Source organism: Nocardioides sp. Z38_18, from assembly GCF_058215695.1.
On record NZ_JBZAJE010000002.1, the window covers coordinates 977,338 to 1,000,947 of the forward strand.

Below are 23,610 nucleotides of genomic sequence, written 5' to 3' on the forward strand. Positions count from 1 at the left end.
ACCCCACGAAGACCCTCGGGTCACAGACCTACCTGAGGATCGCGCGGGTGACCGACGACTTCCCGCCGGCGGCCGCAGAGGCGATGCCGGAAGCGGGGACGGACGCGACCGCGATGGCAACGGCGACGGTGGCGACTACGCCTCGGACGATGCGGCTGTTGAAAGACATGATGGGTTTCCCTCCCCCTCGGTTCGGGCCCCGATGGCCCGAGCTCCTGTCGCCAGCCTATGACATACACCCTGATTTGTACATAAACCGGACACTGCTCAGGGTGGTGAAAGAGGGAGAGGGCCGCTCCGGTCCCCGGAGCGGCCCTCAGGCACGTGCGCGCTGGGCAGACTCAGCGCACCGCCCCCCTTGCTGCTCGGTTCCAGGACCTCCACCGAGGCTCGCGCTCGGCCCACCCCGAGGCGGCGTTGCACGCCACGACGGCCAAGTCAGCACTTCGAGCCAGGTGCACTTTTCTCCTCAAGAATGGCCCACCGACAGTCGGGGCCGAGTCGCTGCTGGAATCAAGCAGCCCCGAAGGTAAGGGACGTCAGGGACGAGCACCACCCCCGTTCGGCCACAATTACGGGCCATCTTCGATTTCGGACCGCCTCTCGCGGCGCCGACCGCAGGAGAGCCGTCCGTCAGAGGATCGCGCCCGGCGTGTAGCTCGCGGCCTCCGGGTCGGTCGCAAGAGCGGCCTCGACCCGGCGTACGACGGCAGCGACCTGGTCGCGGGCCGCGCCGGTGAACTCGATCGGCTCCGCCACCAGGGACTCGATCTGGCCACGGTCCAGCCCCAGCCGGGGGTCGGCGCCGAGCCGCTCGAACAGGTCGTTGACGACCAGGCCCTGGCGCATCTCCAGGGCGACCGCGACCGCGTGCTCCTTGATCGCCTCGTGCGCCTCCTCGCGGCCGACGCCGTTGCGCACGGCCGCCATCAGCACCTTGGTCGTGGTCAGGAACGGCAGGTACCGGTCCAGCTCGCGCTGCACCACCGCCGGGAAGACCCCGAACTCGTCGAGCACGGTGAGGAAGGTCTGGAAGAGCCCGTCCGCGGCGAAGAACGCGTCCGGCAGCGCGACGCGGCGTACGACGGAGTCGGAGACGTCGCCCTCGTTCCACTGGTCACCGGCGAGCTCCCCCACCATCGACAGCTGGCCCCGGAGCACGACGGCGAGGCCGTTGACCCGCTCGCAGGAGCGGGTGTTCATCTTGTGCGGCATCGCCGAGGAGCCGACCTGGCCCTCCTTGAAGCCCTCGGTGACCAGCTCGATGCCGGCCATCAGCCGGATCGTGGTGGCGAGGTTGGAGGGACCGGCGACGATCTGCACCAGCGCGGAGACGACGTCGAAGTCCAGCGAGCGCGGGTAGACCTGGCCGACGCTGGTGAGCACCTGCTCGAACCCGAGGTGCGCGGCGATCCGCTGCTCGAGCTCCGCCAGCTTCTCCGGGGATCCGTCGAGCAGGTCGAGCATGTCCTGGGCGGTGCCCATCGGCCCCTTGATCCCGCGCAGCGGGTAGCGGGCGATCAGGTCGTCGATCCGGCCCAGTCCGACCAGCATCTCGTCGGCCACCGTCGCGAACCGCTTGCCCATCGTCGTCGCCTGCGCGGCCACGTTGTGCGAGCGGCCGGCCATCACCAGCGACTCGTGCTCGGCCGCCAGCCGGGCCAGCCGCGCGAGGGCGGCGAGCACGCGCTGCCGGACCAGGCCCAGCGACGCCTTGACCTGCAGCTGCTCGACGTTCTCGGTGAGGTCGCGCGAGGTCATCCCCTTGTGGATGTGCTCGTGGCCCGCGAGGGCGCAGAACTCCTCGATCCGGGCCTTCACGTCGTGGCGGGTGACCCGCTCGCGCGCCGCGATGCTGGCGAGGTCGACCTGGTCGACGACCGCCTCGTAGTCGGCGATCACCCCGTCGGGCACGTCCACGCCGAGCTCCTTCTGCGCGGCGAGCACGGCGATCCAGAGCCGGCGCTCGAGGACGATCTTGTGCTCGGGCGACCAGATCTCGGCGAGGTCGGCCCCGGCGTACCGGGTGGCGAGGACGTTGGGGACGGTCACGACTGGTCTCCTTGCTCGGCCACCGAGGCGGCGATGTCGGTGCGCCACTGCGCACCGTCGAAGCTGATCGAGGAGATTCCCTCGTAGGCCCTGGCCCGCGCGTCGGCGACGTCGGCGCCCACGGCGGTCACGGCGAGCACCCGGCCTCCGGCGGTGACGAGGTCACCGTCTCGACGGGCCGTCCCGGCGTGGATCACGTCCACGTCGGTCCACTCGGCCAGCGTCTCGGTCCCGGTGATCACGTCGCCGCTGCTCGAGGTCTCCGGGTAGCCCGCGCTGGCCATCACCACGGCCACGGCCGCTCCGGACTTCCAGCGCGGCGGCTTCACCTCGTGCAGGTTGCCGTCGGCCGCGGCCTTGAGCAGCTCGGCGAGCGGCGAGTCGAGCAGGGCCATCAGCGGCTGGGTCTCGGGATCACCGAAGCGGGCGTTGAACTCCACGACGCGCATCCCGGCCGAGGTGAGGGCCAGTCCGGCGTAGAGCAGTCCCGCGAACGGCTTCCCGCGCCGGGCCATCTCGGCGACCGTGGGCTCGAGCACGTGCTCCTGCACCTCGGTCACCAGGCTGTCCGGCGCCCAGGACAACGGCGTGTAGGCGCCCATGCCCCCGGTGTTGGGGCCGGCGTCGCCGTCGAAGATGCGCTTGAAGTCCTGGGCGGGCTGCAGCGGGTAGACGGTGCTGCCGTCGGTGATCGCGAACAGGGACACCTCGGGTCCGTCGAGGAACTCCTCGATCACCACGCGCTCGCACTGCGCGGCATGGGCCATGGCCTCGTCGCGGTCCTCGGTGACCACCACGCCCTTTCCGGCGGCGAGCCCGTCGTCCTTGACGACGTACGGCGGGCCGAAGTCGTCGAGCGCGGCCGCGACCTCCTCGGCCGAGGTGCACACGTGCGCCTGCGCGGTGGGGACCCCCGCCGCCGCCATCACGTCCTTGGCGAAGGCCTTGGAGCCCTCGAGCTCGGCCGCCTGCCCCGACGGGCCGAAGCAGCTGATCCCGCGCGCGCGGACGTCGTCCGCGACCCCGGCCACCAGGGGGGCCTCGGGGCCGATCACGACCAGGTCGGCGCCCAGGGACACGGCGAGGTCGGCCACGGCGGCGCCGTCCATCGGGTCCACGTCGTGCAGCACGGCGCACTCGGCGATCCCGGGGTTGCCGGGGGCCGCGTGCACCTCGCTGACGGACGGGTCGCGGGAAAGTGCGAGGGCGAGCGCGTGCTCACGTCCACCGGAGCCGATCACGAGGGTCTTCACGTTCGCGAATCCTATCGACGCCGACGTACCGACCCTGCGGCGCCGGTCAGGCAGAGGGCGGGCGCACCCGTGCCTCGTAGGCCGCCCGCGCGGCGTGGTCTGCGCTGGAGAGGATCGAGTTCGCCTTGAACGCCTTGGCGATCGCCTCCTGCAGACCACGGGGCAGCAGGCTCGAGGTGCGGGTCATCGCCTGCAGCCACTGCGGCACCCACAGCTCCGCGCGCGGCCGGCGGATCGCGGAGGCGACCACGGCGGCCACGTCCTCGGCGTCGACCGACTTGACCCCACGGGTGGACGGGACGCCGGCGGCGAGCTCGGTCATCACCACCGTCGGCAGGACCACGCTGACGTCGATCCCGAAGGGCTTCAGCTCCGCCCGGGTGGCCTCGCTGAACCCCACGGCCGCGAACTTGGAGGCGGAGTAGGTGGCCCCGTCGGCGACCGCGATCCGGCCCACGGCCGAGGCGATGTTGATGATGTGGCCACGGCCCCGGTCGACCATGCCCGGCGCGATCGCTTTGGTGCCGTTGATGATCCCGTGCACGTTGACGTCGAGGATCGCCTTCGCCACCGAGTCGGGCTCCTTGAGCACCGATCCGAGCGGCATGATCCCGGCGTTGTTGACCAGCACGTCGATCGGTCCCACCTCGCCCACCGCGGCGACGAACTGCGCCCAGGACTCGGGCTTGGTCACGTCGAGGTGCGCACCCACCGCGCCCTTGCCGATCTTCGCGGCAACACCCTGCACCAGCTCGGTGTCGAGGTCGCCGAGCGCCACGGTGGCGCCCTGGCGGGCCAGCAGCTCGGCGGTCGCGGCACCGATCCCACGCCCGGCGCCGGTGATCATGACGGTGAGACCGGAGATGTCGCGCTTGCTCATCAGACAGGAGTCCTTTCACGGGGGCGCAGGTCGACCGGTTGGCCGTCTGCAGGGAACGGAAGAGAGTGGTAGTTCAGTCGATCGCGGTAGTCCGCGTCCACGGTCCAGTCGAAGCGGCGCAGCATCTGGTGCACGATCAGCTTCACCTCGGCGCCGGCGAAGGCCATCCCGAGGCACTTGTGCACCCCGCCCCCGAAGGGCTCCCAGGCGTAGCGGTGCACCTTGTCCTCGCGCCGGTCGGCGGCGAAGCGCTCCGGGTCGAAGCGCTCGGGGTCCGGCCACAGCTCGGGCATGTGGTGCCCGAGGTGCAGGCCCACGGCGACGAGCCGGCCGGCCGGCACGTGCACACCGAGGACCTCGGTCGCCTTGACCGTACGACGGGCCACGACCGGGACCGGCGGCACCAGCCGCAGGCACTCCTTCATCACGAGGTCGAAGGACTCCAGCGCGTCCAGCTGGTCCAGGTCGGGACAGTCGGGCAGGTCGGCGGCCTCCTCGCGGAGCCGCTCGCGCCACTGCGGGTTCGCCCCGAGGTGGCGCATCATCGTGCTCACCGTGATCGTCGAGGTGTCGTGGGCGGCCATCAGCAGGAAGATCATGTGGTTGACGACGTCCGCGTCGCTGAGGCCCGACCCGTCCTCGTCGCGCAGCCGGCTGAGGACCGAGAAGAGGTCGTCGCCGTCGCCCTGCGCCGTGCCGGCCCGGATGCTCGCGAGGTGCCTGCCGAAGAAGTCCTCCAGCAGCCGCCGCCCGGCCGTCGCCCGGCCCCACCGGGTGCCGGGGACCGGCAGCCGCACGAGCGCCGTGGCCGCCTGGACGCAGGCGATGAAGGCCTCGTTGACCGCGTCCAGCTCGTCGGGGGTGGCGAGGTCGGCCCCGCCCATGAACACCTCGGTCGCCAGGCCGAGGGTGAGCTCCTTGAGCGCCGGGTAGACCTCGAAGTCCTCAGCGGGCTCCCACGCGTCCAGCCCGGCGGCCACCGCCGGGCCGAGCGCCGCCGTGTAGCCGGCGAGCCGCGGCCGCGTGAACGCCGCCTGCATCAGTCGGCGGTGCCCGTGGTGCTCCTCGAAGTCGAGCAGCATCAGGCCGCGGTCGAAGAACGGGCCGACCAGCCGGCCCCAGCCGGGTCCGCTGGCCAGCGCCTTGTCCGCGTTCAGCAGCGCCGCCCCGCAGGCGTCCGGCCCGAGCAGCAGCGTCCACCGAGCGCCGAGGAGCGTGATCTCCGATACGGGTCCGTGGTCGTCGTACTGCTCGCGCAGCATCCGCAGCGGGTCACGGACATAGTCCAGGGTCGCCCCGACCAGCGGGATCCGGCGTCGTCGTGGAGCCACCTGCTCGGGTGCACTCATCGTTCCCCCAACCTCGAACTCATCTGACAGGAATGCCTGTCAGTTTGTACAAAAGGCGGGGGCGCGTCAAGATGCACACGTGGGAACACCGGTCCGGAGCTATGGCGGCAAGACCGGGCAGGAGCGCGTCCAGGGACGCCGTGCCCGGCTGGTGGAGGCCACCATCGCCCTGCTGGCCACCCACGGCGAGGCCGGGACGACGATGACCGCGATCTGCGCGCGCGCCGGCCTCACCGAGCGGTACTTCTACGAGAGCTTCGCCCACCGCGAGGACGCGCTGCTGGCGGCGCTGGACCACGTGAGCGAGCAGATCGCCGAGGCTGCGCGGGAGGTGATCGCGCAGGCGCCGGGCTCACCGGAGCAGCGCGTGCACGCGGTGATGGCCTCGTTCGTCGACCTGGTCAGCCGTGACCCGGCGCTCGGACTGGTCGCCGTGGTGCACTCCAGCGCCACCCCCACCCTGCGCGCCCGGCGGCACGAGCTGATCGGCACCTTCGCCGACCTCGTCGCCGAGGAGGCGGCCGTGCTGTACGGCGAGGACGCCTGGCCCGCCGACCGCGCCCGCATCCAGGGCCTGGTCTACGTCGCGGGCTTCGCGGAGCTGGTGGCCTCCTGGCTCACCGGCGAGGTGGACCTCACGGCCGAGCAGCTCACCACCACCGCCAGCGACCTGTTCGTGTCCCTGGGGCGCCGCACCTGAGGGTGCCGGCTCCGCTCCATCGTCAGCGGTACGGGTCCGCGACCTCGCGGATGCCCTCGAGGGCCGCGCGCAGCCGCCGGGTCGCGGCCGGGCCGATCCGGCGTACCCACTCGGCCTCCACCTCCTGCTCCGCGACCCGGGCGACCTCGACGGCGCGCAGGCCGCGCTCGGCGATCACCACGAGACGGGCCCGGGCATCGGCCGGGTCCGGCACGCGACGGACGTAGCCGGCTCGCTCGAGCTGGTCGACCGTCGCGCTCGCGGTCTGCTTGGTGACGTGGGCCTGCTCGGCGAGGTCCCCGATCCGGGTGCCGTCCGGCGCGATCCGCGCGAACACCCGGCCCTGCGCGGCGGTGAGGTCGTCGAAGCCGGCCGTCGCCAGGGCGGCCAGCACCCGCGTCTCCACGGCCCGGTGGGCCACGAAGCAGAGCACCCCCAAGGAGAGCTCGCCCTGCGGTTCCGTGGTCATCACACCTCTTGACAATCGTCAGTCTTCCGAACCAATATGGTTCGAAGATCGTACCAAGGAGCTGGCGATGGACCTGGACGAGGTGTGGCAGGCGATCGATCGGGAGCGGACCGGCCTCGCCGACCTGATCGAGACCTTCGGCCCGGCCGACTGGGAGACGGCGTCGCTGTGCCGGGGCTGGACGGTCCGCGACGTCGCCGCCCACCTCACCCTCGCGCACACAGGCCCGCTCTCGGCGGTGGTCTCCCTGGTCAGGGCCCGGGGCAGCCTGGACCGGATGATCCACGACACCGCCGTACGACAGGCGAGGCGACCGGTCGAGGACTACCCGGGCCTGCTCCGCGCCATGGTGGGCTCCCGGCGCAAGGTCCCCGGCGTCGCGGCGACCGATCCCCTGATGGACGCGCTCGTGCACGGCCAGGACATGGTGGTCCCGCTCGGACGCCGGCGCGAGATGCCGGTCGAGGCGGCCACCGCGGCCACCCAGCGGGCCTGGTCGATGGGGATGCCCTTCCATGCGGGCAAGCGGCTCGCCGGGTTCACCCTCAGGGCCACGGACGCGGAGTGGGAGGTGGGCGAGGGTCCGGTCGTCGAGGGGCCGATCAGGGCGCAGCTGCTGCTCGTCACCGGGCGCGACGCCGCACTCCCCGAGCTGGCCGGCCCGGGCGTGCCCGCCCTGACCGAGCGCCTCTCCGGCGCGAGCCTCAGTTGAGCAGGAGCCTCAGCTGACCACGAGCGTCTGCTCGCGACCCGGTCCGACGCCGACCGCCCAGAACGGCGCACCCGACATCTCCTCGAGGGCGCGAACGTAGCGCTGGGCGTTCTTGGGCAGCTCCTCGAAGGTGCGGCAGGCGGAGATGTCGTCGCCCCAGCCGTCGAGGTGCTCGTAGATCGGCTTGGCCTTGTGGAACATCGACTGGGTCATCGGCATCTCGTCGTGCCGCACACCGTCGATGTCGTAGGCGACGCAGACCGGGATCTGCTCCCAGGCGCTGAGCACGTCGAGCTTGGTCATGAAGAACTCGGTGAGCCCGTTGACCCGGGCGGAGTAGCGGGCGATGACGGCGTCGTACCAGCCGCAGCGACGGTCGCGGCCGGTCGAGACCCCGACCTCGCCGCCGATCTCCCACAGCTTGGCGCCGTCCTCGTCGAACAGCTCGGTGGGGAACGGGCCCGAGCCGACGCGGGTGGTGTAGGCCTTGATCACGCCGATCACCCGGTCGATGCGCGTGGGGCCGACGCCGGCGCCGACGCAGACGCCGCCGGAGACGGGGCTGCTGCTGGTGACGAACGGGTAGGTGCCGTGGTCGACGTCGAGCATGGTCGCCTGCGCACCCTCGAACAGGACCGTCTGGCCGTCGTCCAGTGCCCGGTTCAGCAGCAGCGAGGTGTCGGCGACCATCGGCTCGATCCGGTCGGCGTACCCGCGCAGCTCCTCGACGATCTCCTCCACGGTGATCGCGCGGCGGTTGTAGACCTTGGTGAGCAGGTGGTTCTTCGACTCCAGGGCGGCCTCGACCTTCTGGGTGAGGATCTTCTCGTCGAACAGGTCGGCGATCCGGATGCCCACGCGGCTGATCTTGTCGGCGTACGCCGGGCCGATGCCGCGCCCTGTCGTGCCGATCTTGTTCCTGCCCAGGAAGCGCTCGGAGACCTTGTCGATCGTGGAGTGGTAGGAGGCGATCACGTGCGCGTTGGAGCTGATCACCAGCTTGCCGAGATCGACGTCGCGAGCGATCAGGGCGTCGAGCTCGCGGAACAGCGCCTCGGGAGAGACCACCACGCCGTTGGCGATCACCGAGGTGCAGCCGGGGGTCAGGATGCCGCTCGGCAGCAGGTGGGTGGCGAACTTCTCGCCGTTGACCACGATGGTGTGGCCGGCGTTGTGGCCGCCGCTGGTGCGGACACAGAAGTCGATCGAGTCCTCGGTGGTGAGGAGGTCGGTCGCCTTGCCCTTGCCCTCGTCCCCCCACTGGGCTCCGAGTACGACGATCGCAGGCATATCTCTCCTAGTCGGCGCGACGCCGCCTCGCGTGGAGTGCGGAGCCGAGTCGCGGCTGGACGTCAGTTCGTGGCCGTCAGGGCCGCGGGCCCCATCCTAACGGTGGGCGCGGACAGGTGTCCCCCGCGGAGGCGTCCGGGGAAGAAATGGGACAGGCCCCGTTAGTGTGTCGCCGTGGATCCCCTCCTGCTCATCACCAACGCCGACGCCGGGGGCGGTCGCGACGAAGGTCTTGAGCGCGCCCTGGCGGTCCTGCGCGAGGTCGCCGACGTCGAGGTGGCCTCCACCTCGAACCCCGGCGAGCTCGACGGGGTGCTGCACCGGGCCGGGAGCCGGACGGTCGTCGTCGCCGGCGGCGACGGCAGCCTGCACGCCGTGGTGTCCGCGCTGCACCGGCGCCACGAGCTCGACCAGCGGACACTGGGCCTGATCCCGCTCGGGACCGGCAACGACTTCGCCCGCACCCTCGACATCTCCCTGGACCCCGAGGAGGCGGCCCGGTCCCTGATCAAGGGCGAGGTGCGTGAGATGGACCTCATCGTCGACGAGCTCGGCGGCATCGTCGTCAACAGCGTGCACGCGGGGGCCAGCGCGCAGGCCAGCCGCCGCGGCGAGCGGTGGAAGAAGCGGCTCGGGCCCTACGGCTTCGGCATCCTCGGCTACCCGATCGGCGCCGTGATGGCCGCCGTCCGCCCGCCGTTCGTGCGGCTGCGCATCGAGGCCGACGGCGAGGTGGTCTCCGACATGGACCAGCACATCTTGATGATCGCCGTGAGCAACGGCGCCAGTGTCGGCGGCGGGACCGAGCTCACCCCCGACGCCGACCCCACGGACGGCAAGCTCGACGTGATGGTGTCCTTCGCCACCGGTCCCCTCGAGCGGCTCCACTACGTCTGGCAGCTGCGCAGCGGCGAGCACGAGGAGCGCGAGGACGTGCTCACCCTGCGGGCCAACCAGGTGACCGTCTCCGGCGAGGACTTCTGGCTCTCGGCCGACGGCGAGATCAGCGGCCCGGAGCGGCGCCGCTCCTGGCACCTGGAGGAGGCGGCGTACTCGATGGTCGTGCCCGCCAACTGACCGGCGGGCCCCTTAGTCCGCGAGCGCGCCGGCGCCGCCGGTCTGCTGCCGCACCGCCTTGTCCTTCTCCACCCGCGGGTCCCCAGCGTCCGCGAAGTAGTCCCCGGGCCGGGTCTCGTCCGAGCCGTTCTCGACCTTGGCCGCGTTCAGCGCCGCCGAGAGGAGCACCGCGACGACGAGGTTGAGCACGAACGCGGTCATCGCGACGTACCCCAGGTCGCCGAGGCCCGGGATCTCGGCCAGCGAGCCACCGAAGTGCTTGCCGGTGGCCGGGTTGACCACGCGGTACGCCGAGATCGTGCCGTAGACCATCCCCACGGCCCACCCGGCCAGCAGCGCCCACTTGTGGAACCAGCGCGTGTAGAGGCTGAACACGATCGCCGGGAACGTCTGCAGGATCCAGATGCCGCCGAGGAGCTGGAAGTTGATCGCGTTCTGCTTGTCCATCGTGAGCACGAAGACCAGCGCGAACCCCTTGACGACCAGCGAGGCCAGCTTGGAGATCTTGGCCTCCTGGGCGTGCGTGGCCTGCGGGTTGACCCACTCCTTGTAGACGTTGCGGGTGAACGTGTTCGCCGCTGCGATCGACATGATCGCCGCCGGCACCAGGGCCCCGATCGCCACCGCCGCGAACGCCACCCCGGCGAACCAGCTCGCGAAGGAGTCCTCGAACAGCTGCGGGATCACCAGCTGGGCGTTCGGCTCGCCGTCGACGCCGATGGGCTGGGTCCCGGCCGCGATCGCCACCCAGCCCAGGAGCGCCAGCAGCCCGAGCACGAAGGAGTACGCCGGCAGGATCGCGGTGTTGCGCCGGATCGTGACCCGGCTCTCCGCGGACAAGGTGGCGGTGACCGAGTGCGGGTACATGAACAGCGCCATCGCCGAGCCCAGTGCCAGCGTCGCGTAGGCCCACATCTCCCCGCTGCCGGGGATGAACGCGCCGTTGGGCTTCCCGGTCGCCTCGTTGGTCGCCGCCATCTTCTCCTTGGCCGCACCGAAGACGCCCTCCCAGCCGCCGTCGATCGTGGTCGGGAGATAGATCACCGCGACGATGATCACCAGGTAGATCAGCGCGTCCTTGACGAAGGCGATCACCGCCGGGGCGCGCAGCCCCGAGGTGTAGGTGTACGCCGCCAGCAGCACGAACGCGATCAGCAGCGGGGCGTCCTTGGCCAGCCAGTTGCCGCCACCGCCGAGGCCCACGACGTCGAGGACGGCCTGCATCCCGACCAGCTGCAGGGCGATGTAGGGCATCGTCGCCACGAACCCGGTGACCGCGACCGCCAGGGACAGCACCCGGGAGTCGTAGCGCCCGCGGACGAAGTCGGCCGTGGTGACGTAGCCGTGCCGGTGGCTCACCGACCACAGCCGCGCCATGAAGATGAAGATGATCGGGTAGAGGATGATCGTGTAGGGCACCGCGAAGAACCCGGCGACCGATCCGGCCGCGAACATCGCCGCGGGGACCGCGACGAAGGTGTAGGCGGTGTAGAGGTCGCCGCCGAGCAGGAACCACGTCACCCAGGTGCCGAACTGGCGGCCTCCCAGCCCCCACTCGTCGAGCGACTCCAGCGAGTCGCCCTTCTTGAACCGGGTGGCCATGAAGCCGAGCACGGTGACGACCACGAACAGCAGGACGAGCACAGCCAGCGCGACCCAGTCGACCTCGGTGCGGGCCGCGAGCGGGACGAGCAGCGGGTTCATGCTCACTCCCCCGCGCCCGGGGATGCCGCGTCACCGTTGCCCCGACGCTCACGGTCGCGGCGATGAGTCGGCAGGGGGCGGCGGGCGGCCAGCACCAGGCGGTGCGCGGAGTAGGTGAGGCCGGCGCACAGGAACACCCAGAGGAACTGGTACCAGTAGAAGAACGGCCACCCCCACAGCCTCGGGGTCTCACGGGCATAGGTGCTCACCCAGAGCAGGGCCACCACGGGGATCAGCAGCAGGACCCCCGCGAGGACGAGCAGGGGCCTGTTGGTGGGAGGAACCTCAGGCGCGGTCGAGCGGTCGTCGAGTTCTGCCATGGCAGAAAACTCTAGACCGGTGTGACGCAGGTCTCACCGGTCAGAACAGTGCCGTCTCACGACGCGTCCCACCGGTTTTCGCGCCTCAGCTCAGCTCGGCGTGCGCCTCCGGGCTGGAGTCGCGCAGGAACTCGTCGCAGCGGGCGCTCTCGTGGTGCTCCCCGATGCGTCCGGCGGCGTGGGCCAGGGCGGCCAGCGACCGCAGGAAGCCGCGGTTGGGGGTGTGCTCCCACGGCACCGGGCCGTGCCCCTTCCAGCCGTTGCGGCGCAGCAGGTCCAGGCTGCGGTGGTAGCCGACCCGGGCGTAGGCGTAGGCGGTGATGTCGTCGACATCGGCGTCGGCCAGCGCCTCCTCGGCCAGGGTCGCCCAGGCGAAGGGCGACTCCGGGTGCCGGCGTACGACGTCCTGGGCCTGCTCGCCCGCCTCGAGCTCGGCCTCGGCAGGGTCGACGGGAAGCAGGGTGGGGGGCGGACCGGCGATCAGGTCGCGGCGCAGGTGTGAGTCGCTCATGCTCCCGATCGTGTCACGGGGTGGTTGGTCGCGCGGAGACGGATAGTCCCGGTCGTTCGGCATGCCTCGACCCGTGCTCGGGATGCCGTTCGACCGGGACTACCCGGATCCGCAGTTCCGATCAGTTGTCGACCGCCTTGCGGAGCACCTTGAAGTCGGCGTCGAGCTCGACGTTCCACTCGGTGGTGCCCTTGCGGACCTCGACCTCGTAGGCCTCGCCCGGGTCGTCGCTGCGGTCGACGTCGACGACGGTGCCGCCGCCGACTGCGGCCACGGCTGCTTCCTCGGCGCTGGCGATCTCCTGGCCGGTCAGCCGGTCGTCGCTGTCGGGGCGGCCGGGCTCACCGGGGCCACCGGCGTGACCGCGGTCGTCGTCCTCGTGGCGGCCGCGGTCGTCGGTGTCGTGGTGACCGTCGCGGTCGATCCGGACCACGTCGAGGTCCTTGTCCAGGTGCACGTCGACCTCGTCGCCGTCGGTCGTGCGCACCTCGACGTCGTAGGCCTCGCCCGGGTCGTCGCTCTTCTCGGCGTCGATCACCTTGCCGCCGCCGGCGGCCTCGAGAGCCGCTGCGGAGACCCGGTCACGCTCGCTGCCTCGGAGGTCGGAGTCGTTCATCCAGGCGTAGAAGGCAGCGCCGATCGCGATGGCGACGACGACCACGACCGCCGGGATCAGGAACTGCTTGCTCTTGAGCTTGCTGGTGTTCATGGCGAACCTTTCGGTCACGGGTTGTGGCTACAAGCCTGCAACGACCCGCCTGAACCCTTCCCGAACGCGTCGGAAGGCTCCTTCAGCAGGCCGCCGCGCGGACACGGCTGGTCGGGGGAGACGGGAGGTCAGCGCTCGGCCTTCTTCTCCAGCACCTTGAAGTCGGCGTCGAGCTCGATGTCCCACTCCGTGCCGTCGGCCTCGCGGACGTCGACGTCGTAGGCCTCGGGGCCGTCGTCGCTGGCCTCGACTTCGGTGACGGTGCCGCTGCCCACGACCGCCAGTGCGGCCTTCTCGGCGGAGACCCGCTCGGCGGAAGCCAGGGCCCGGTCGTCGTCGTCGCGCTCGGTGCGCTGGTGGACCACGGCGAGGTTCTCATCGAGGGTCACCTCGACGACGGTGCCGTCCTCCCTGCGCACCTCGGCCTCGTAGGCACGGCCGGTGTCGTCGCTGGACTCGGCCTCGACGAGGATGCCACCGCCGACGGTCCTGGTGGCGACCTCGGAGACGCGGTCGCGTTCGCTGCCCTTGAGGTCCGAGTCGCCCGCGGAGGCAGTGGAGGCCCATGCGGCACCTCCGATCCCGAGTGCGAGGACGGCAGCGGCGGTGGGGATCAGGACGCGCTTCCTGGTGTTCATCTCTCAGTCCTTTCGATGGTGCCCGGCTGGTACGTCACCATCTTGTGGCCGCCTCGCTGAACCCTCACTGAACGTCTCTGAACGCGCGTTCAGGAGGTCGTCGACGAGGACTCGCCCTCTGCGGGGAGGCGTACGACGAACGCCGCACCGCCCAGCGGCGAGGACGAGACAGCGACCGAGCCGCCGTGCGCCGCGACGATCTCCGCGACGATCGCCAGGCCGAGCCCGCTGCCACCCGAGTCACGGGCCCTGGCCTCGTCGAGGCGCACGAACCGCTCGAAGATGCGGGTGCGCTGCCCCTCCGGCACGCCGGGCCCGTCGTCCTCCACCGTGAGCACCACGTCGGGACCCTCCTCGCGCACGCTCACCGCCACCCGCGACTCCGCGTGCCGCACGGCGTTGTCGAGGAGGTTGCGCACGACCTGGCCCAGCGCGGTCCCGTCCCCGCGCACCCGGCCCGCTCCGACGCCCGAGGTGTCCACGTGGAGGCCGGAGCGCCCGGCACGCCGGGCCTCGTCGAGCACGAGGTCGTCGAGGTCCACCTCGCGCGACGCGCGCACCACCACCCCCTCGTCGGCCCGGGTGAGCAGCAGCAGCTGCTCGACCAGGCGCTGCATCCGGATGGCCTCCTCGAGGACCGACTCCGCCAGCTCCCCGTCGGGCAGCGCCGAGGGATGGGCACGGGCGACCTCCGCGTGCTGCCGGATGCTCGCGATCGGCGAGCGCAGCTCGTGGGAGGCGTCGGCGACGAACTGCTGCTGCCGGTCGTGCGAGCCCTGCAGCCGGCCCAGCATCTGGTTCATCGTCCGGGCCAGGCGGTAGATCTCGTCGCGCGAGCCCGGTTCGGGGACCCGCCGGTCGAGCCGGTCCCCGGTGATCTGCTCCACCTCGCGGCGGATCCGCTCCACGGGGGCCAGGGCCCGGGCGGCCACCACCCAGGTGGTGCCCCCGACGAGCAGCAGCACCAGCGGCACCCCGACGAGCAGCAGCTGCACGAGCGCGGCCCGGGAGTCCTCGACCTCCTCCAGCGAGGTGGCCACCGAGACGACGTACTCCTGGCCGCCGGAGCGCGCCCGCTCGGTCACCACCAGGTAGTCCTGGTCGGTGCCGGCCACCCGCACCCCGTCGGAGTCGCTGATCGGCAGCGGCCGAGCGAGCGGCTCCGAGCTGCGTACGACGGCACCCGACTCGTCAGTGACCTGCCACAGCTGCTCGTCCGGCTCCTCGTCCTCCTCCGGGGAGTCGTCGCTCTCTCGCGGCGGCTGCGCCGGCAGCCCCGACGACTCGATCTGGTCCGCCAGGCTGGAGGCGCGCTCCTCGGCCCCGGTCTCTAGGCCGTCGCGCAGCGAGTCGCCGAGCAGGGTCACCAGCGCCACCGCCCCGGCCAGCAGGGCCACCGCCACGACGACCACGGCCGCGGCCGTCGTACGCACCCGGATCGAGGCGCGCCGCATCCGGCCCCCGCCGCGCTCAGCCACCGTCACTGCTCAACCGGTAGCCGGCGCCGCGCAGGGTCTGGATCGCCTCGCGGCCGAACGGCCGGTCGACCTTGTTGCGCAGGTGCCGCACGTAGACCTCGACGATGTTCGGGTCCCCCTCGAAGTCCATCCCCCAGACCGCGTCGAGGATCTGGAGCTTGGAGACGACCTCGCCCGGGTGCCGGACCAGGAAGCTGAACAGGGCGAACTCCCGCGCGGTCAGCTCGATCTCGGTCTCCCCGCGCCACAGCCGGCGGGCGGCCGGGTCCAGGCGCAGGTCACCCACCTCGATCTGGGTGGGACGCTCCCGCGCGCCGCGCCGGGCGACCGCGCGCAGCCGCGCGACGAGGATCGGGAAGGAGAACGGCTTGGTCAGGTAGTCGTCGGCACCGGTGTCGAGCCCCTCGACCTGGTCCCACTCGCCGTCCTTGGCGGTGAGCATCAGGATCGGCGTCCAGATCTTCTCCTTGCGCAGGGTCTCGCACACCTTGTAGCCGTTGATCCCGGGCAGCATCAGGTCGAGCACGATCGCGTCGTACTCGTGCTCCCGCGCCATCCACAGGCCGTAGGTGCCGTCCCCGGCGAGGTCGACGGTGAAGCCCTCGGCCTCGAGGCCGACGCGGATGGACCGGGCCAGCCGTACCTCGTCCTCGACGACGAGCACACGCATGGCCACCTCCGGGGTCAGGTGGACCCATTGTCGCAAGGCGTGGCTGAACCTGCGCTGAAGACGGCCGCGGGCGGAATGGATCGTCACGCCTCTGGTGTTGAGTTTGGTCATGGCCCAGACGAAGCAGCCGCCCACCCAGCCGGGCGCGCCACAGAGCACCGAAGCACCCTCGGACGTGAACCCGTGGCCAGCGCTGTTCGCGCTCTGTCTGGGCTTCTTCATGATCCTGGTCGACTCCACGATCGTCTCCGTGGCGACCCCCGCGATCATCGGCGACCTCAACGCCGACGTGAACGCCGTCGTCTGGGTGACCAGCGCCTACCTGCTGGCGTACGCCGTCCCGGTGCTGATCACCGGCCGGCTCGGTGACCGGTTCGGGCCCAAGAACCTCTACCTGCTCGGCCTGACCGTCTTCACCCTCTCCTCGCTGTGGTGCGGGCTCACCGGCACCATCGAGGGCCTGATCATCGCCCGGGTCTTCCAGGGCCTCGGCGCGGCGATGATCACGCCGCAGACGATGGCGATCATCACCCGGATCTTCCCCTCCGAGCGCCGCGGGCAGGCGATGGCCCTGTGGGGCGCGACCGCCGGTGTCGCGACGCTGGTGGGGCCGATCCTCGGCGGCGTCCTGGTGGACGCGCTCAGCTGGGAGTGGATCTTCTTCATCAACATCCCCGTCGGGATCGTGGGCTTCGTCCTCGCCTGGCGCCTGGTCCCTTCGCTGCCGACCAACAACCACCGCTTCGACTGGCTCGGGGTGGTGCTCTCCGGGGCCGCGATGTTCCTGCTCGTCTTCGGCATCCAGGAGGGCCACCAGTTCGACTGGGGCACCATCACCGGGTTCATCTCGGTGCCGCTGCTGATCGTCACCGGGATCGTGCTGTTCGCGCTGTTCATCTGGTGGCAGGCGCGCAACAAGCGCGAGCCGCTGGTGCCGCTGCCGTTGTTCCGCGACCGCAACTTCAGCATGGCCAACGTCGCGATCTCCTCGATGGGCTTCGCGATAACGGCGATGTCGTTCCCGATCATGCTCTACGCCCAGCTGGTGCGGGGCCTCTCCCCGACCGGCGCCGCGCTGCTGCTGGTGCCGATGGCGCTGATGTCGATCCTGCTGGCGCCGTGGGTCGGCAAGCTCACCGACGCGGTGCACCCGCGGGTGATCACCGCCTTCGGCTTCGCGGCGGCAAGCAGCTCCCTGATCTGGCTCAGCCGGGTGCTGACCCCGGACTCGGCCACCTGGGAGATCCTGCTGCCGATGGCCCTCCTCGGGATCGGCAACGCCTTCGTCTGGGCACCCACCTCGGCGACCGCGACCCGCAACCTGCCGATGCACCAGGCCGGAGCGGGGGCCGGGATCTACAACGCCACCCGTCAGGTGGGCGCGGTGCTGGGCTCCGCGGCCATCGCCGTGCTGATGGACGCCCGGCTGGCGGCCCAGGGCCTGAACTTCTCCCCGAGCGAGGCCGGTGGCGGCAACCTGCCCGAGCAGGCCCTGGCCCCGTTCAGCGAGGCGATGGCGCAGTCCTTGCTGCTGCCGCCCCTGGTGCTCCTGGTGGGTCTCGCGGCAGCACTCGCCTTCGCCCGCCCCAAGCACATGACCCGCTGAGGGGCGCGCAGCGGGGCAAGCGAGAAGCGGCCGGCCTCAGCCGACCGAGTGGCCGGTGCTGCGGAGGTTCTCGCAGGCCTCGACGACGCGGGCGGCCATGCCGGCCTCGGCGGCCTTGCCCCAGGCGCGGGGGTCGTACTGCTTCTTGTTGCCGACCTCGCCGTCGATCTTCAGCACGCCGTCGTAGTTGGTCATCATGTGGCCGGCGACCGGGCGGGTGAAGGCGTACTGGGTGTCGGTGTCGACGTTCATCTTGATCACGCCGTAGTCCACGGCAGCGCCGATCTCCTCGGCGGTGGAGCCAGAGCCGCCGTGGAAGACCAGGTCGAAGGGCTTGGAGCCGGCGGGCAGGCCGAGCTTCTCGTTCACGGCCTCCTGGGCCTTCTGCAGGATCTCCGGGCGCAGCTTGACGTTGCCGGGCTTGTAGACGCCGTGGACGTTGCCGAAGGTGAGCGCGGTCAGGTAGCGGCCGTTCTCGCCGGTGCCGAGCGCCGCGACGGTCGCGAGCGCGTCCTCGGTGGTGCTGTAGAGCTGCTCGCCGCCACCGCCCTCGACGCCGTCCTCCTCGCCGCCGACGACACCGATCTCGACCTCGAGCACGATGTGCGCCTCGGCAGCCTTGCGGAGCAGCTCCTGGGCGATCTCGAGGTTCTCCTCCAGGGGTACGGCGGACCCGTCCCACATGTGCGACTGGAAGAGCGGGTTCTGGCCGTTGCGGACCCGCTCGAGGGAGATGTCGAGCAGCGGGCGGACGAAGCCGTCGAGCTTGTCCTTGGGGCAGTGGTCGGTGTGCAGCGCGATGTTGACCGGGTACTGCTTGGCCACCTCGTGGGCGTAGGCCGCGAACGCGACCGAGCCGGAGACCATGTTCTTGATCGTGGGACCGGAGAGGTACTCCGCGCCGCCGGTGGAGACCTGGATGATCCCGTCGCTGCCTGCCTCCGCGAATCCCGCCAGCGCTGCGTTGAGGGTCTGCGACGACGAGACGTTGATCGCGGGGAACGCGAAGGCGTCCCGCTTGGCGGCGTCGAGCATCTCGGCGTACTTCTCAGGCGTGGCGATGGGCATGGTGGCGGTCTCCTCGGGAGTCCTCAGGGGGTACGACAGGTGATGCCGCCAACCCTAGAGGACCAAGCGGCCCTGTTGTCCCGACGGTCCCGGCGGAACCGTGCAAGGATCCTGGTGCCCGCCGCTCGTCTCCCAGCACGTCAGCACCAGCACCGGAGTGACATGTCTGCTCACCGCCTCCGACGCTCGCCGTTGCAGCGGCACCCCGGGCTGCCCGCGCTCCTGCGCGCCCTGGCTCTCGCGGTGGCGCTGGTCCTGCTGGCGGGGGGATGCGGCGGCAAGGAGTCCCCGGAGAAGGAGAGCTCGTCGCCCTCCTCCCGCGAGGACGAGAGCCCGACCACCCCCGAGGAGCCGGCGGCCGATCCCGGGTTCGGGGCGCCGAAGCTCGGCCAGTGCTACCGGATGACCCCGCGGCAGTCGCGCGCCTCGGTGGCGGCCGGCACCCCCATCGCGTGCCGCGGTCCGCACCACACGGTGGTCGCCTATGTCGGCTACCTGCCCACGGCGGTCACCCCCCAGACGCCGATCGCCCAGCGCCGCGAGCTCGGCAACCGGTTCTGCGCGCCCGCCTTCCGCCGGCTCGCCGGCGGGACGCTCGCCGACCGGGCGTCCTCGATCCTGACCTGGACCCTGTTCACGCCGGGTCAGGCACAGCTCGAGCGGGGAGCCCGATGGCTGCGCTGCGACGTCCTCGCCCGCAGCGGCCGGGAGCTGATCGAGCTCCCCGCGGCACGGCCGCTGCTCAAGTCCGGGGTCCCCGAGGCGCTGCAGGTCTGCCAGACCAAGGAGGGGACCGACGTCTCCTGCGCGCGGCCGCACGCCCTCAGGACCGCCTCGGTGTTCCGCGTCGTGGGCGAGGCCTACCCCGACCCGCAGACCTACACGCCGGTCGCCCGGGACCGGTGCCGCGAGCTCGTCGGCGGCTTCGGCGGGTTCTGGCAGCCCCCGAGCCAGGCCGGGTGGCGCTCCGGCGACCGGTTCGTCCGGTGTCTGCTACCCGACTCCTGAGACCGGTCAGCCGCGCCAGGCGTTCCCCAGGTCGGCGTACCGCTCCACCCAGGAGTGCATCGCGATCGCAGCCGCCGCCGAGGCGTTGATCGACCGGGTCGACCCGAACTGGGCGATCGAGAAGGTGCCGTCGCACACCTCGCGGGCCCCCTCGGAGAGCCCCGGGCCCTCCTGCCCGAACAGGAAGCACACCGAGCGCGGCATCTCCCAGGTCTCGAGGTGCTCGGAGCCGGGGAGGTTGTCGATGCCCATCAGCCGCACCCCCTGCTCATGCAAGTGCGCCGCGAGGTCCTCGGCGGTCGGGTGGTGCCGGACGTGCTGGTAGCGGTCGGTGACCATGGCGCCCCGCCGGTTCCAGCGGCGCTTGCCGACAATGTGCACCTCACGAGCGAGGAAGGCGTTGGCGGTGCGCACGATCGTGCCGATGTTGAAGTCGTGCTGCCAGTTCTCGATGGCGACGTGGAAGTCATGGCGCCGGGTGTCGAGGTCGGCGACGATCGCCTCCACCGTCCAGTAGCGGTAGCGGTCGACCACGTTGCGCCGGTCGCCCTCGGCGAGCAGCCGGGCGTCGTACTGCGACCCGGTCGGCGGCTCCCCGACCCACGGGCCGACCCCGACCTCGTCAGGACCGTTCGGCATCGGGTCGTACGGCGCACGCCGCTCGTCGTCGGAGAGATCCTCTGGTTTCACCGCGCAAGCCTAGGCGTGCTCCCGTGGGCGCTCAGCCTGCTCACAGGTCACCCCGATATCCTCGCAGGGTGACTGGCCTGCAGCCCCTGCTCTTCGGCATCAAGTGGATGGAGCCCGAGTGGCTCCTCGAGCAGTTCGGCACCAGCTTCTTCTGGGTGAGCCTGGCGATCATCGTCATCGAGTGCGGACTGTTCTTCCCGTTCCTGCCCGGTGACAGCCTGCTGTTCGCGATGGGCCTGTTCATCGCCGGCGGGCAGATCGAGATCGTCCCCGGAGGGCACACCGCCAACCTGCTCTTCGCGCTCGTCGCGCTGGCGGTGGGTGGGTTCGCGGGCAACGTGATCGGCTACGAGATCGGCCGGGCGATCGGTCCACCGCTCTACGAGCGCGACGGCAGGGTGCTCAAGCGCAAGTACTTCGACCAGACCTCGGCGTTCTTCGACCAGCACGGCAACAAGGCGCTGGTGATCGGTCGCTTCGTCCCGTTCGTGCGGACCTACATCACCGTCGTCGCCGGGGTCACCCGGATGCCGCGGCACCGGTTCTTCCTGTGGAGCGCCATCGGAGCGGTCGGCTGGGTCTTCAGCATCACCCTGCTGGGCTACTTCCTGGGCCAGACGTTCCCCTGGCTCAAGGACAACATCGACTACGCCGTCTTCGCGATCCTGGCGTTCTCCGTGGTCCCGATCGCCTACGAGTGGTGGCGGCACCGGCGCACCTCGAGCCCGGAGGCCGAGGACAACGACCACGACGGCCGCCCTGACATCGACATCTCCGGGATGCCGGTGGACCCCCGGCCCCAGCAGGCCGACCGGGACTGAGGCCCAGCAAGACAGGCCCAGCAAGAAGGGCCAGCGACCCCAGGCTCAGCGGGCGCGCGCAGCGTCCAGCTGGGCCTTGGTGAGCACGGGCAGCACCTCGAGGCCCACGTCCTCGAGCGGGTTGGCACCCGCCGCGCTGCGGTCGATCGCGCAGATCACGGTCTCGACGATCGCGCCCGCCTCACGCAGGGCGCGCGTGGCGTCGCGCACGGCGCCGCCGGTGGTGATCACGTCCTCCACGAGCGTGACCCTCCGCCCGGCTACGTCGGGGCCCTCGGCGAGCTTGCAGGTGCCGTACTCCTTGGCCTGCTTGCGCACGAACAGCGCGGGCAGGCCGGTGCGCGCACTGAGCACGGTGGCGATCGGCACGCCCCCGAGCTCCAGTCCGCCGAGCAGCTCGGTGCCCTCCGGCACCAGCGCGACCATCTGGTCCACCACTCGCGCGAGCAGCGCGGGGTCCGCCTCGAAGAGGTACTTGTCGAAGTACTCCGAGGCCACCTGGCCCGACCGCAGGGTGAACTCGCCGGTCAGCCGGCAGCACCGGTCCACGTCGCGGGCCAGGTCGGGGTCGCTCGTGCCGGCATCGTCGGGGGTGGGAACCATGTCCCGGAGGCTACCGGGCCTTGCTGGTGGTGCTGACCAGGTGCCCGAAGGCGATCATCCGGTCATCGGTGTGGAAGAGCTCCGAGCACGTGGTCAGCGTGATCAGCCGCTGGCCGGCCTTCTGCTCGGGCTGCGGTCCGCCGGGATCGGGGTTCTTCGGCAGCGGGTCGAGCACCCACACCCCGGTGAACGGGATCACCAGCTCCTTGGGATCGGTGTCGAGCCGGTAGACGTGGGTGGCGTCGACGGTCTCCACGATCACCTCGTCGCCCGGCTCGAGCCGCGGCATCTTCCGCAGCGGCTCGCCGTGGGTGACCCGGTGGCCGGCCAGCGCGTAGTTGCCCACCTCACCGGGGTTCGCCGAGCCGCGGAAGTGGCCGAGCCCCCGGGCCAGCACCCGGTCCGAGACGCCCTCGAGCACCGGGACCACGAAGGACTTGCCGAACTTCGGGATCCGCACGAGCGCCGACGCCTTGCCCTCGGGGACGTACTTCGGCGCGAGCCTGGTCCCCTCGGCGCCACCTGCGCGGGTCCACTCGGTGCGCAGCGAGTCGCGCACCTGCGCCTGGTCGCGCTGCGAGACCCAGTTGGTGCCCCAGAACTGCCACCCGACCCAGCCGAGCATCGCCAGTCCAGCCGTCATCATCGCCACCCCCACCCACCAGGTGATGCGGCGTCCTCGGGACGGCTTGGCTGACACGGGACCATTGTGCGGGATCGGGGGTGACCCCGAGCGCGGATCGCCCCGGGGCGGACCAGCGGCTAGGTTCGGGATCGTGACCGTTCCCGGTACCAGCCCCCAGTCCACCGCGCCTGCACCCGGAGGCCGCGGCAGGGCCGCCGCCCGCCTCGACGGCGTGGGCAGCACCATCTTCGCCGAGATGTCCGCGCTCGCCGTCTCGACGGGGTCGGTCAACCTCGGCCAGGGCTTCCCCGACCGCAGCGGCCCCTCCTCGGTGGTCGAGGCGGCGTACGACGCGATGCGGGCCGGCCGCAACCAGTACCCGCCCGGCCACGGGACCCCCGAGCTCGTGGAGGCGGTCCGGCGCCACCAGAAGCGGCACTACGACCTCGACCTCACGCGCGACCAGGTGGTGGTCACCACGGGGGCGACCGAGGCGATCGCCGCGGCGATGCTCGGCCTGGTCGACCCCGGCGACGAGGTGGTGGTCTGCGAGCCGTACTACGACAGCTACCGGGCGATGATCCAGTTCGTCGGGGGCGTACGCCGCCCGGTGACCCTGCGGGCACCCGACTACCGCCTGGTGGCCGAGGAGCTGGAGGCGGCCGTGACCGACCGGACCCGGGTGATCCTGCTCAACAGCCCGCACAACCCGACCGGTCGGGTCCTGGACCGCTCCGAGCTCGACGCCGTGGCCCGGGTCGCGCTGCGCCACGACCTGGTGGTGGTCACCGACGAGGTCTACGAGCACCTGACCTTCGACGACCACGACCACGTCCCGCTGGCGACCCTGCCGGGGATGTTCGACCGGACGCTGACGATCTCGAGCTCGGGGAAGACGTTCTCCTTCACCGGCTGGAAGATCGGGTGGGCCACCGGGCCCGCCGACCTGGTCGCCGCCGTTGAGGGCGCCAAGAACTGGCTGTCCTACGCCTCCGGCGCTCCGCTGCAACCCGCCGTGGCGCACGCGCTGGACCACGAGGACGCGTTCCACGAGGAGCTGCGGCGTGACCTCGCCCATCGGCGCGACCTGCTGTGCGAGGGGCTGGACTCACTCGGCCTCGAGGTGCACGTCCCGCAGGGCACCTACTTCGTGACCACCGACGTGAGCTCCCTGGGGCACCCCGACGGCCGGGCGTTCTGCGCGGCGATGGCCGAACGGGCCAAGGTGGTGGCGATCCCCACGCAGGTCTTCTACGAGGACGGCTCACCCTGGGGCAGGCACCTGATCCGGTGGGCGTTCTGCAAGGAGCAGGACGTGATCACCGAGGGGATCGAGCGGCTGCGCGGGGTCGACCTGCACCACTCCTGAGCCGCGCG

Annotated in this window: 25 protein-coding genes; 7 read left to right on the forward strand and 18 right to left on the reverse strand. The window is 71.3% G+C overall.

The features are described from left to right. Window positions 1–28: 28 nt before the first annotated feature. The 5 genes from AC4BGC_RS15860 to AC4BGC_RS15880 all read right to left on the reverse strand — a co-directional run bounded on the left by AC4BGC_RS15860 (window position 29) and on the right by AC4BGC_RS15880 (window position 5,534). A complete protein-coding gene (locus AC4BGC_RS15860; RefSeq protein WP_490547476.1) occupies window positions 29–169 on the reverse strand; it encodes a hypothetical protein in 141 nt (46 codons plus the stop codon). A 464-nt stretch (window positions 170–633) separates the two neighbouring features. Next, a complete protein-coding gene (gene purB / locus AC4BGC_RS15865; RefSeq protein WP_490556582.1) occupies window positions 634–2,052 on the reverse strand; it encodes an adenylosuccinate lyase in 1,419 nt (472 codons plus the stop codon). Further along, complete coding sequence (gene purD, locus AC4BGC_RS15870; protein ID WP_490556583.1) at window positions 2,049–3,305, reverse strand: phosphoribosylamine--glycine ligase; 1,257 nt, start codon at window positions 3,303–3,305, stop codon at window positions 2,049–2,051. The genes purB and purD overlap by 4 nt, the downstream gene beginning before the upstream one ends. 46 nt (window positions 3,306–3,351) lie before the next feature. Continuing rightward, window positions 3,352–4,185 carry an SDR family oxidoreductase gene (locus tag AC4BGC_RS15875; protein WP_490547473.1) on the reverse strand — a complete coding sequence of 278 codons (834 nt, stop codon included), beginning with the start codon at window positions 4,183–4,185 and terminating at the stop codon, window positions 3,352–3,354. Further along, window positions 4,185–5,534, reverse strand: coding sequence for a cytochrome P450 (locus tag AC4BGC_RS15880; RefSeq protein WP_490556584.1), 1,350 nt, complete (start codon window positions 5,532–5,534; stop codon window positions 4,185–4,187). The genes AC4BGC_RS15875 and AC4BGC_RS15880 overlap by 1 nt, the downstream gene beginning before the upstream one ends. 79 nt (window positions 5,535–5,613) lie before the next feature. On the opposite strand from AC4BGC_RS15880, the gene AC4BGC_RS15885 reads away from it, so the two are divergent. Continuing rightward, a complete protein-coding gene (locus AC4BGC_RS15885; RefSeq protein ID WP_490547471.1) occupies window positions 5,614–6,234 on the forward strand; it encodes a TetR/AcrR family transcriptional regulator in 621 nt (206 codons plus the stop codon). A gap of 22 nt (window positions 6,235–6,256) precedes the next feature. On the opposite strand, the gene AC4BGC_RS15890 is transcribed toward AC4BGC_RS15885, so the two are convergent. Then, window positions 6,257–6,703, reverse strand: a complete 447-nt coding sequence (locus AC4BGC_RS15890; RefSeq protein WP_490547470.1) for a MarR family winged helix-turn-helix transcriptional regulator — start codon at window positions 6,701–6,703, stop codon at window positions 6,257–6,259. A 67-nt stretch (window positions 6,704–6,770) separates the two neighbouring features. Here AC4BGC_RS15890 and AC4BGC_RS15895 point away from each other — a divergent pair, with 67 nt between their 5' ends. Beyond that, on the forward strand, window positions 6,771–7,415 hold the full coding sequence (locus AC4BGC_RS15895) for a maleylpyruvate isomerase family mycothiol-dependent enzyme (protein WP_490556585.1): 645 nt from the start codon (window positions 6,771–6,773) through the stop codon (window positions 7,413–7,415). Window positions 7,416–7,424: 9 nt separating this feature from the next. Here AC4BGC_RS15895 and AC4BGC_RS15900 read toward each other — a convergent pair whose 3' ends face one another. Then, window positions 7,425–8,705: an adenylosuccinate synthase gene (locus AC4BGC_RS15900; RefSeq protein ID WP_490547468.1), complete on the reverse strand. Its 1,281-nt coding sequence runs from the start codon at window positions 8,703–8,705 to the stop codon at window positions 7,425–7,427. A 174-nt stretch (window positions 8,706–8,879) separates the two neighbouring features. Here AC4BGC_RS15900 and AC4BGC_RS15905 point away from each other — a divergent pair, with 174 nt between their 5' ends. Then, window positions 8,880–9,782 (forward strand): diacylglycerol/lipid kinase family protein, encoded by a 903-nt coding sequence (locus AC4BGC_RS15905; protein WP_490556586.1) that lies wholly within the window; start codon window positions 8,880–8,882, stop codon window positions 9,780–9,782. Between the two features lie 12 nt (window positions 9,783–9,794). Here the strand turns inward: AC4BGC_RS15905 and mctP are convergent, their stop codons facing one another. From mctP to AC4BGC_RS15940, 7 genes are all read right to left on the reverse strand, one after another. Next, the gene (gene mctP / locus AC4BGC_RS15910; RefSeq protein ID WP_490556587.1) at window positions 9,795–11,486 is read right to left on the reverse strand and encodes a monocarboxylate uptake permease MctP; all 1,692 of its coding nucleotides are present in this window, start codon (window positions 11,484–11,486) and stop codon (window positions 9,795–9,797) included. Window positions 11,487–11,488: 2 nt separating this feature from the next. Then, complete coding sequence (locus tag AC4BGC_RS15915) at window positions 11,489–11,806, reverse strand: DUF3311 domain-containing protein (protein WP_490547465.1); 318 nt, start codon at window positions 11,804–11,806, stop codon at window positions 11,489–11,491. Between the two features lie 85 nt (window positions 11,807–11,891). Further along, a complete protein-coding gene (locus AC4BGC_RS15920) occupies window positions 11,892–12,317 on the reverse strand; it encodes a DUF3151 domain-containing protein (protein ID WP_490547464.1) in 426 nt (141 codons plus the stop codon). 121 nt (window positions 12,318–12,438) lie between these two features. After that, window positions 12,439–13,026 (reverse strand): PepSY domain-containing protein, encoded by a 588-nt coding sequence (locus AC4BGC_RS15925; RefSeq protein WP_490556588.1) that lies wholly within the window; start codon window positions 13,024–13,026, stop codon window positions 12,439–12,441. Window positions 13,027–13,154: 128 nt separating this feature from the next. Beyond that, a complete protein-coding gene (locus AC4BGC_RS15930; RefSeq protein ID WP_490556589.1) occupies window positions 13,155–13,664 on the reverse strand; it encodes a PepSY domain-containing protein in 510 nt (169 codons plus the stop codon). Window positions 13,665–13,753: 89 nt separating this feature from the next. Beyond that, on the reverse strand, window positions 13,754–15,142 hold the full coding sequence (locus AC4BGC_RS15935) for a sensor histidine kinase (RefSeq protein ID WP_490556590.1): 1,389 nt from the start codon (window positions 15,140–15,142) through the stop codon (window positions 13,754–13,756). After that, window positions 15,135–15,812, reverse strand: coding sequence for a response regulator transcription factor (locus AC4BGC_RS15940; protein WP_490547460.1), 678 nt, complete (start codon window positions 15,810–15,812; stop codon window positions 15,135–15,137). The genes AC4BGC_RS15935 and AC4BGC_RS15940 overlap by 8 nt, the downstream gene beginning before the upstream one ends. A 109-nt stretch (window positions 15,813–15,921) precedes the next feature. On the opposite strand from AC4BGC_RS15940, the gene AC4BGC_RS15945 reads away from it, so the two are divergent. After that, a complete protein-coding gene (locus tag AC4BGC_RS15945) occupies window positions 15,922–17,418 on the forward strand; it encodes a DHA2 family efflux MFS transporter permease subunit (protein WP_490556591.1) in 1,497 nt (498 codons plus the stop codon). A gap of 36 nt (window positions 17,419–17,454) precedes the next feature. On the opposite strand, the gene fbaA is transcribed toward AC4BGC_RS15945, so the two are convergent. Next, on the reverse strand, window positions 17,455–18,486 hold the full coding sequence (gene fbaA, locus AC4BGC_RS15950; protein WP_490547458.1) for a class II fructose-bisphosphate aldolase: 1,032 nt from the start codon (window positions 18,484–18,486) through the stop codon (window positions 17,455–17,457). 162 nt (window positions 18,487–18,648) lie between these two features. On the opposite strand from fbaA, the gene AC4BGC_RS15955 reads away from it, so the two are divergent. After that, a complete protein-coding gene (locus tag AC4BGC_RS15955) occupies window positions 18,649–19,494 on the forward strand; it encodes a septum formation family protein (protein WP_490556592.1) in 846 nt (281 codons plus the stop codon). A gap of 6 nt (window positions 19,495–19,500) precedes the next feature. Here AC4BGC_RS15955 and AC4BGC_RS15960 read toward each other — a convergent pair whose 3' ends face one another. Then, complete coding sequence (locus tag AC4BGC_RS15960) at window positions 19,501–20,133, reverse strand: TrmH family RNA methyltransferase (RefSeq protein WP_490557198.1); 633 nt, start codon at window positions 20,131–20,133, stop codon at window positions 19,501–19,503. A gap of 119 nt (window positions 20,134–20,252) precedes the next feature. Here AC4BGC_RS15960 and AC4BGC_RS15965 point away from each other — a divergent pair, with 119 nt between their 5' ends. Further along, the gene (locus AC4BGC_RS15965; protein WP_490556593.1) at window positions 20,253–21,005 is read left to right on the forward strand and encodes a DedA family protein; all 753 of its coding nucleotides are present in this window, start codon (window positions 20,253–20,255) and stop codon (window positions 21,003–21,005) included. A 45-nt stretch (window positions 21,006–21,050) separates the two neighbouring features. On the opposite strand, the gene pyrE is transcribed toward AC4BGC_RS15965, so the two are convergent. Continuing rightward, window positions 21,051–21,608 carry an orotate phosphoribosyltransferase gene (pyrE, locus tag AC4BGC_RS15970; RefSeq protein WP_490556594.1) on the reverse strand — a complete coding sequence of 186 codons (558 nt, stop codon included), beginning with the start codon at window positions 21,606–21,608 and terminating at the stop codon, window positions 21,051–21,053. A 10-nt stretch (window positions 21,609–21,618) separates the two neighbouring features. Continuing rightward, on the reverse strand, window positions 21,619–22,308 hold the full coding sequence (locus tag AC4BGC_RS15975) for a class E sortase (protein ID WP_490556595.1): 690 nt from the start codon (window positions 22,306–22,308) through the stop codon (window positions 21,619–21,621). Window positions 22,309–22,384: 76 nt separating this feature from the next. Here AC4BGC_RS15975 and AC4BGC_RS15980 point away from each other — a divergent pair, with 76 nt between their 5' ends. Further along, window positions 22,385–23,602: a pyridoxal phosphate-dependent aminotransferase gene (locus tag AC4BGC_RS15980; protein WP_490556596.1), complete on the forward strand. Its 1,218-nt coding sequence runs from the start codon at window positions 22,385–22,387 to the stop codon at window positions 23,600–23,602. The last annotated feature ends 8 nt before the right edge of the window (window positions 23,603–23,610 follow it).

What these genes read in the sequence shown, in the direction of transcription:
- AC4BGC_RS15930 (WP_490556589.1), bottom strand. Translation starts at nt 13,664, where the DNA reads ATGAACACCAGGAAGCGCGTCCTGATCCCCACCGCCGCTGCCGTCCTC.
- AC4BGC_RS15860 (WP_490547476.1), bottom strand. Translation starts at nt 169, where the DNA reads ATGTCTTTCAACAGCCGCATCGTCCGAGGCGTAGTCGCCACCGTCGCC.
- AC4BGC_RS15955 (WP_490556592.1), top strand. Translation starts at nt 18,649, where the DNA reads ATGTCTGCTCACCGCCTCCGACGCTCGCCGTTGCAGCGGCACCCCGGG.
- AC4BGC_RS15900 (WP_490547468.1), bottom strand. Translation starts at nt 8,705, where the DNA reads ATGCCTGCGATCGTCGTACTCGGAGCCCAGTGGGGGGACGAGGGCAAG.
- fbaA (WP_490547458.1), bottom strand. Translation starts at nt 18,486, where the DNA reads ATGCCCATCGCCACGCCTGAGAAGTACGCCGAGATGCTCGACGCCGCC.
- AC4BGC_RS15895 (WP_490556585.1), top strand. Translation starts at nt 6,771, where the DNA reads ATGGACCTGGACGAGGTGTGGCAGGCGATCGATCGGGAGCGGACCGGC.
- AC4BGC_RS15945 (WP_490556591.1), top strand. Translation starts at nt 15,922, where the DNA reads ATGGCCCAGACGAAGCAGCCGCCCACCCAGCCGGGCGCGCCACAGAGC.
- mctP (WP_490556587.1), bottom strand. Translation starts at nt 11,486, where the DNA reads ATGAACCCGCTGCTCGTCCCGCTCGCGGCCCGCACCGAGGTCGACTGG.
- AC4BGC_RS15915 (WP_490547465.1), bottom strand. Translation starts at nt 11,806, where the DNA reads ATGGCAGAACTCGACGACCGCTCGACCGCGCCTGAGGTTCCTCCCACC.
- AC4BGC_RS15875 (WP_490547473.1), bottom strand. Translation starts at nt 4,185, where the DNA reads ATGAGCAAGCGCGACATCTCCGGTCTCACCGTCATGATCACCGGCGCC.
- AC4BGC_RS15940 (WP_490547460.1), bottom strand. Translation starts at nt 15,812, where the DNA reads ATGCGTGTGCTCGTCGTCGAGGACGAGGTACGGCTGGCCCGGTCCATC.
- pyrE (WP_490556594.1), bottom strand. Translation starts at nt 21,608, where the DNA reads ATGGTTCCCACCCCCGACGATGCCGGCACGAGCGACCCCGACCTGGCC.
- AC4BGC_RS15890 (WP_490547470.1), bottom strand. Translation starts at nt 6,703, where the DNA reads ATGACCACGGAACCGCAGGGCGAGCTCTCCTTGGGGGTGCTCTGCTTC.
- AC4BGC_RS15925 (WP_490556588.1), bottom strand. Translation starts at nt 13,026, where the DNA reads ATGAACACCAGCAAGCTCAAGAGCAAGCAGTTCCTGATCCCGGCGGTC.
- AC4BGC_RS15920 (WP_490547464.1), bottom strand. Translation starts at nt 12,317, where the DNA reads ATGAGCGACTCACACCTGCGCCGCGACCTGATCGCCGGTCCGCCCCCC.
- AC4BGC_RS15880 (WP_490556584.1), bottom strand. Translation starts at nt 5,534, where the DNA reads ATGAGTGCACCCGAGCAGGTGGCTCCACGACGACGCCGGATCCCGCTG.
- AC4BGC_RS15960 (WP_490557198.1), bottom strand. Translation starts at nt 20,133, where the DNA reads ATGCCGAACGGTCCTGACGAGGTCGGGGTCGGCCCGTGGGTCGGGGAG.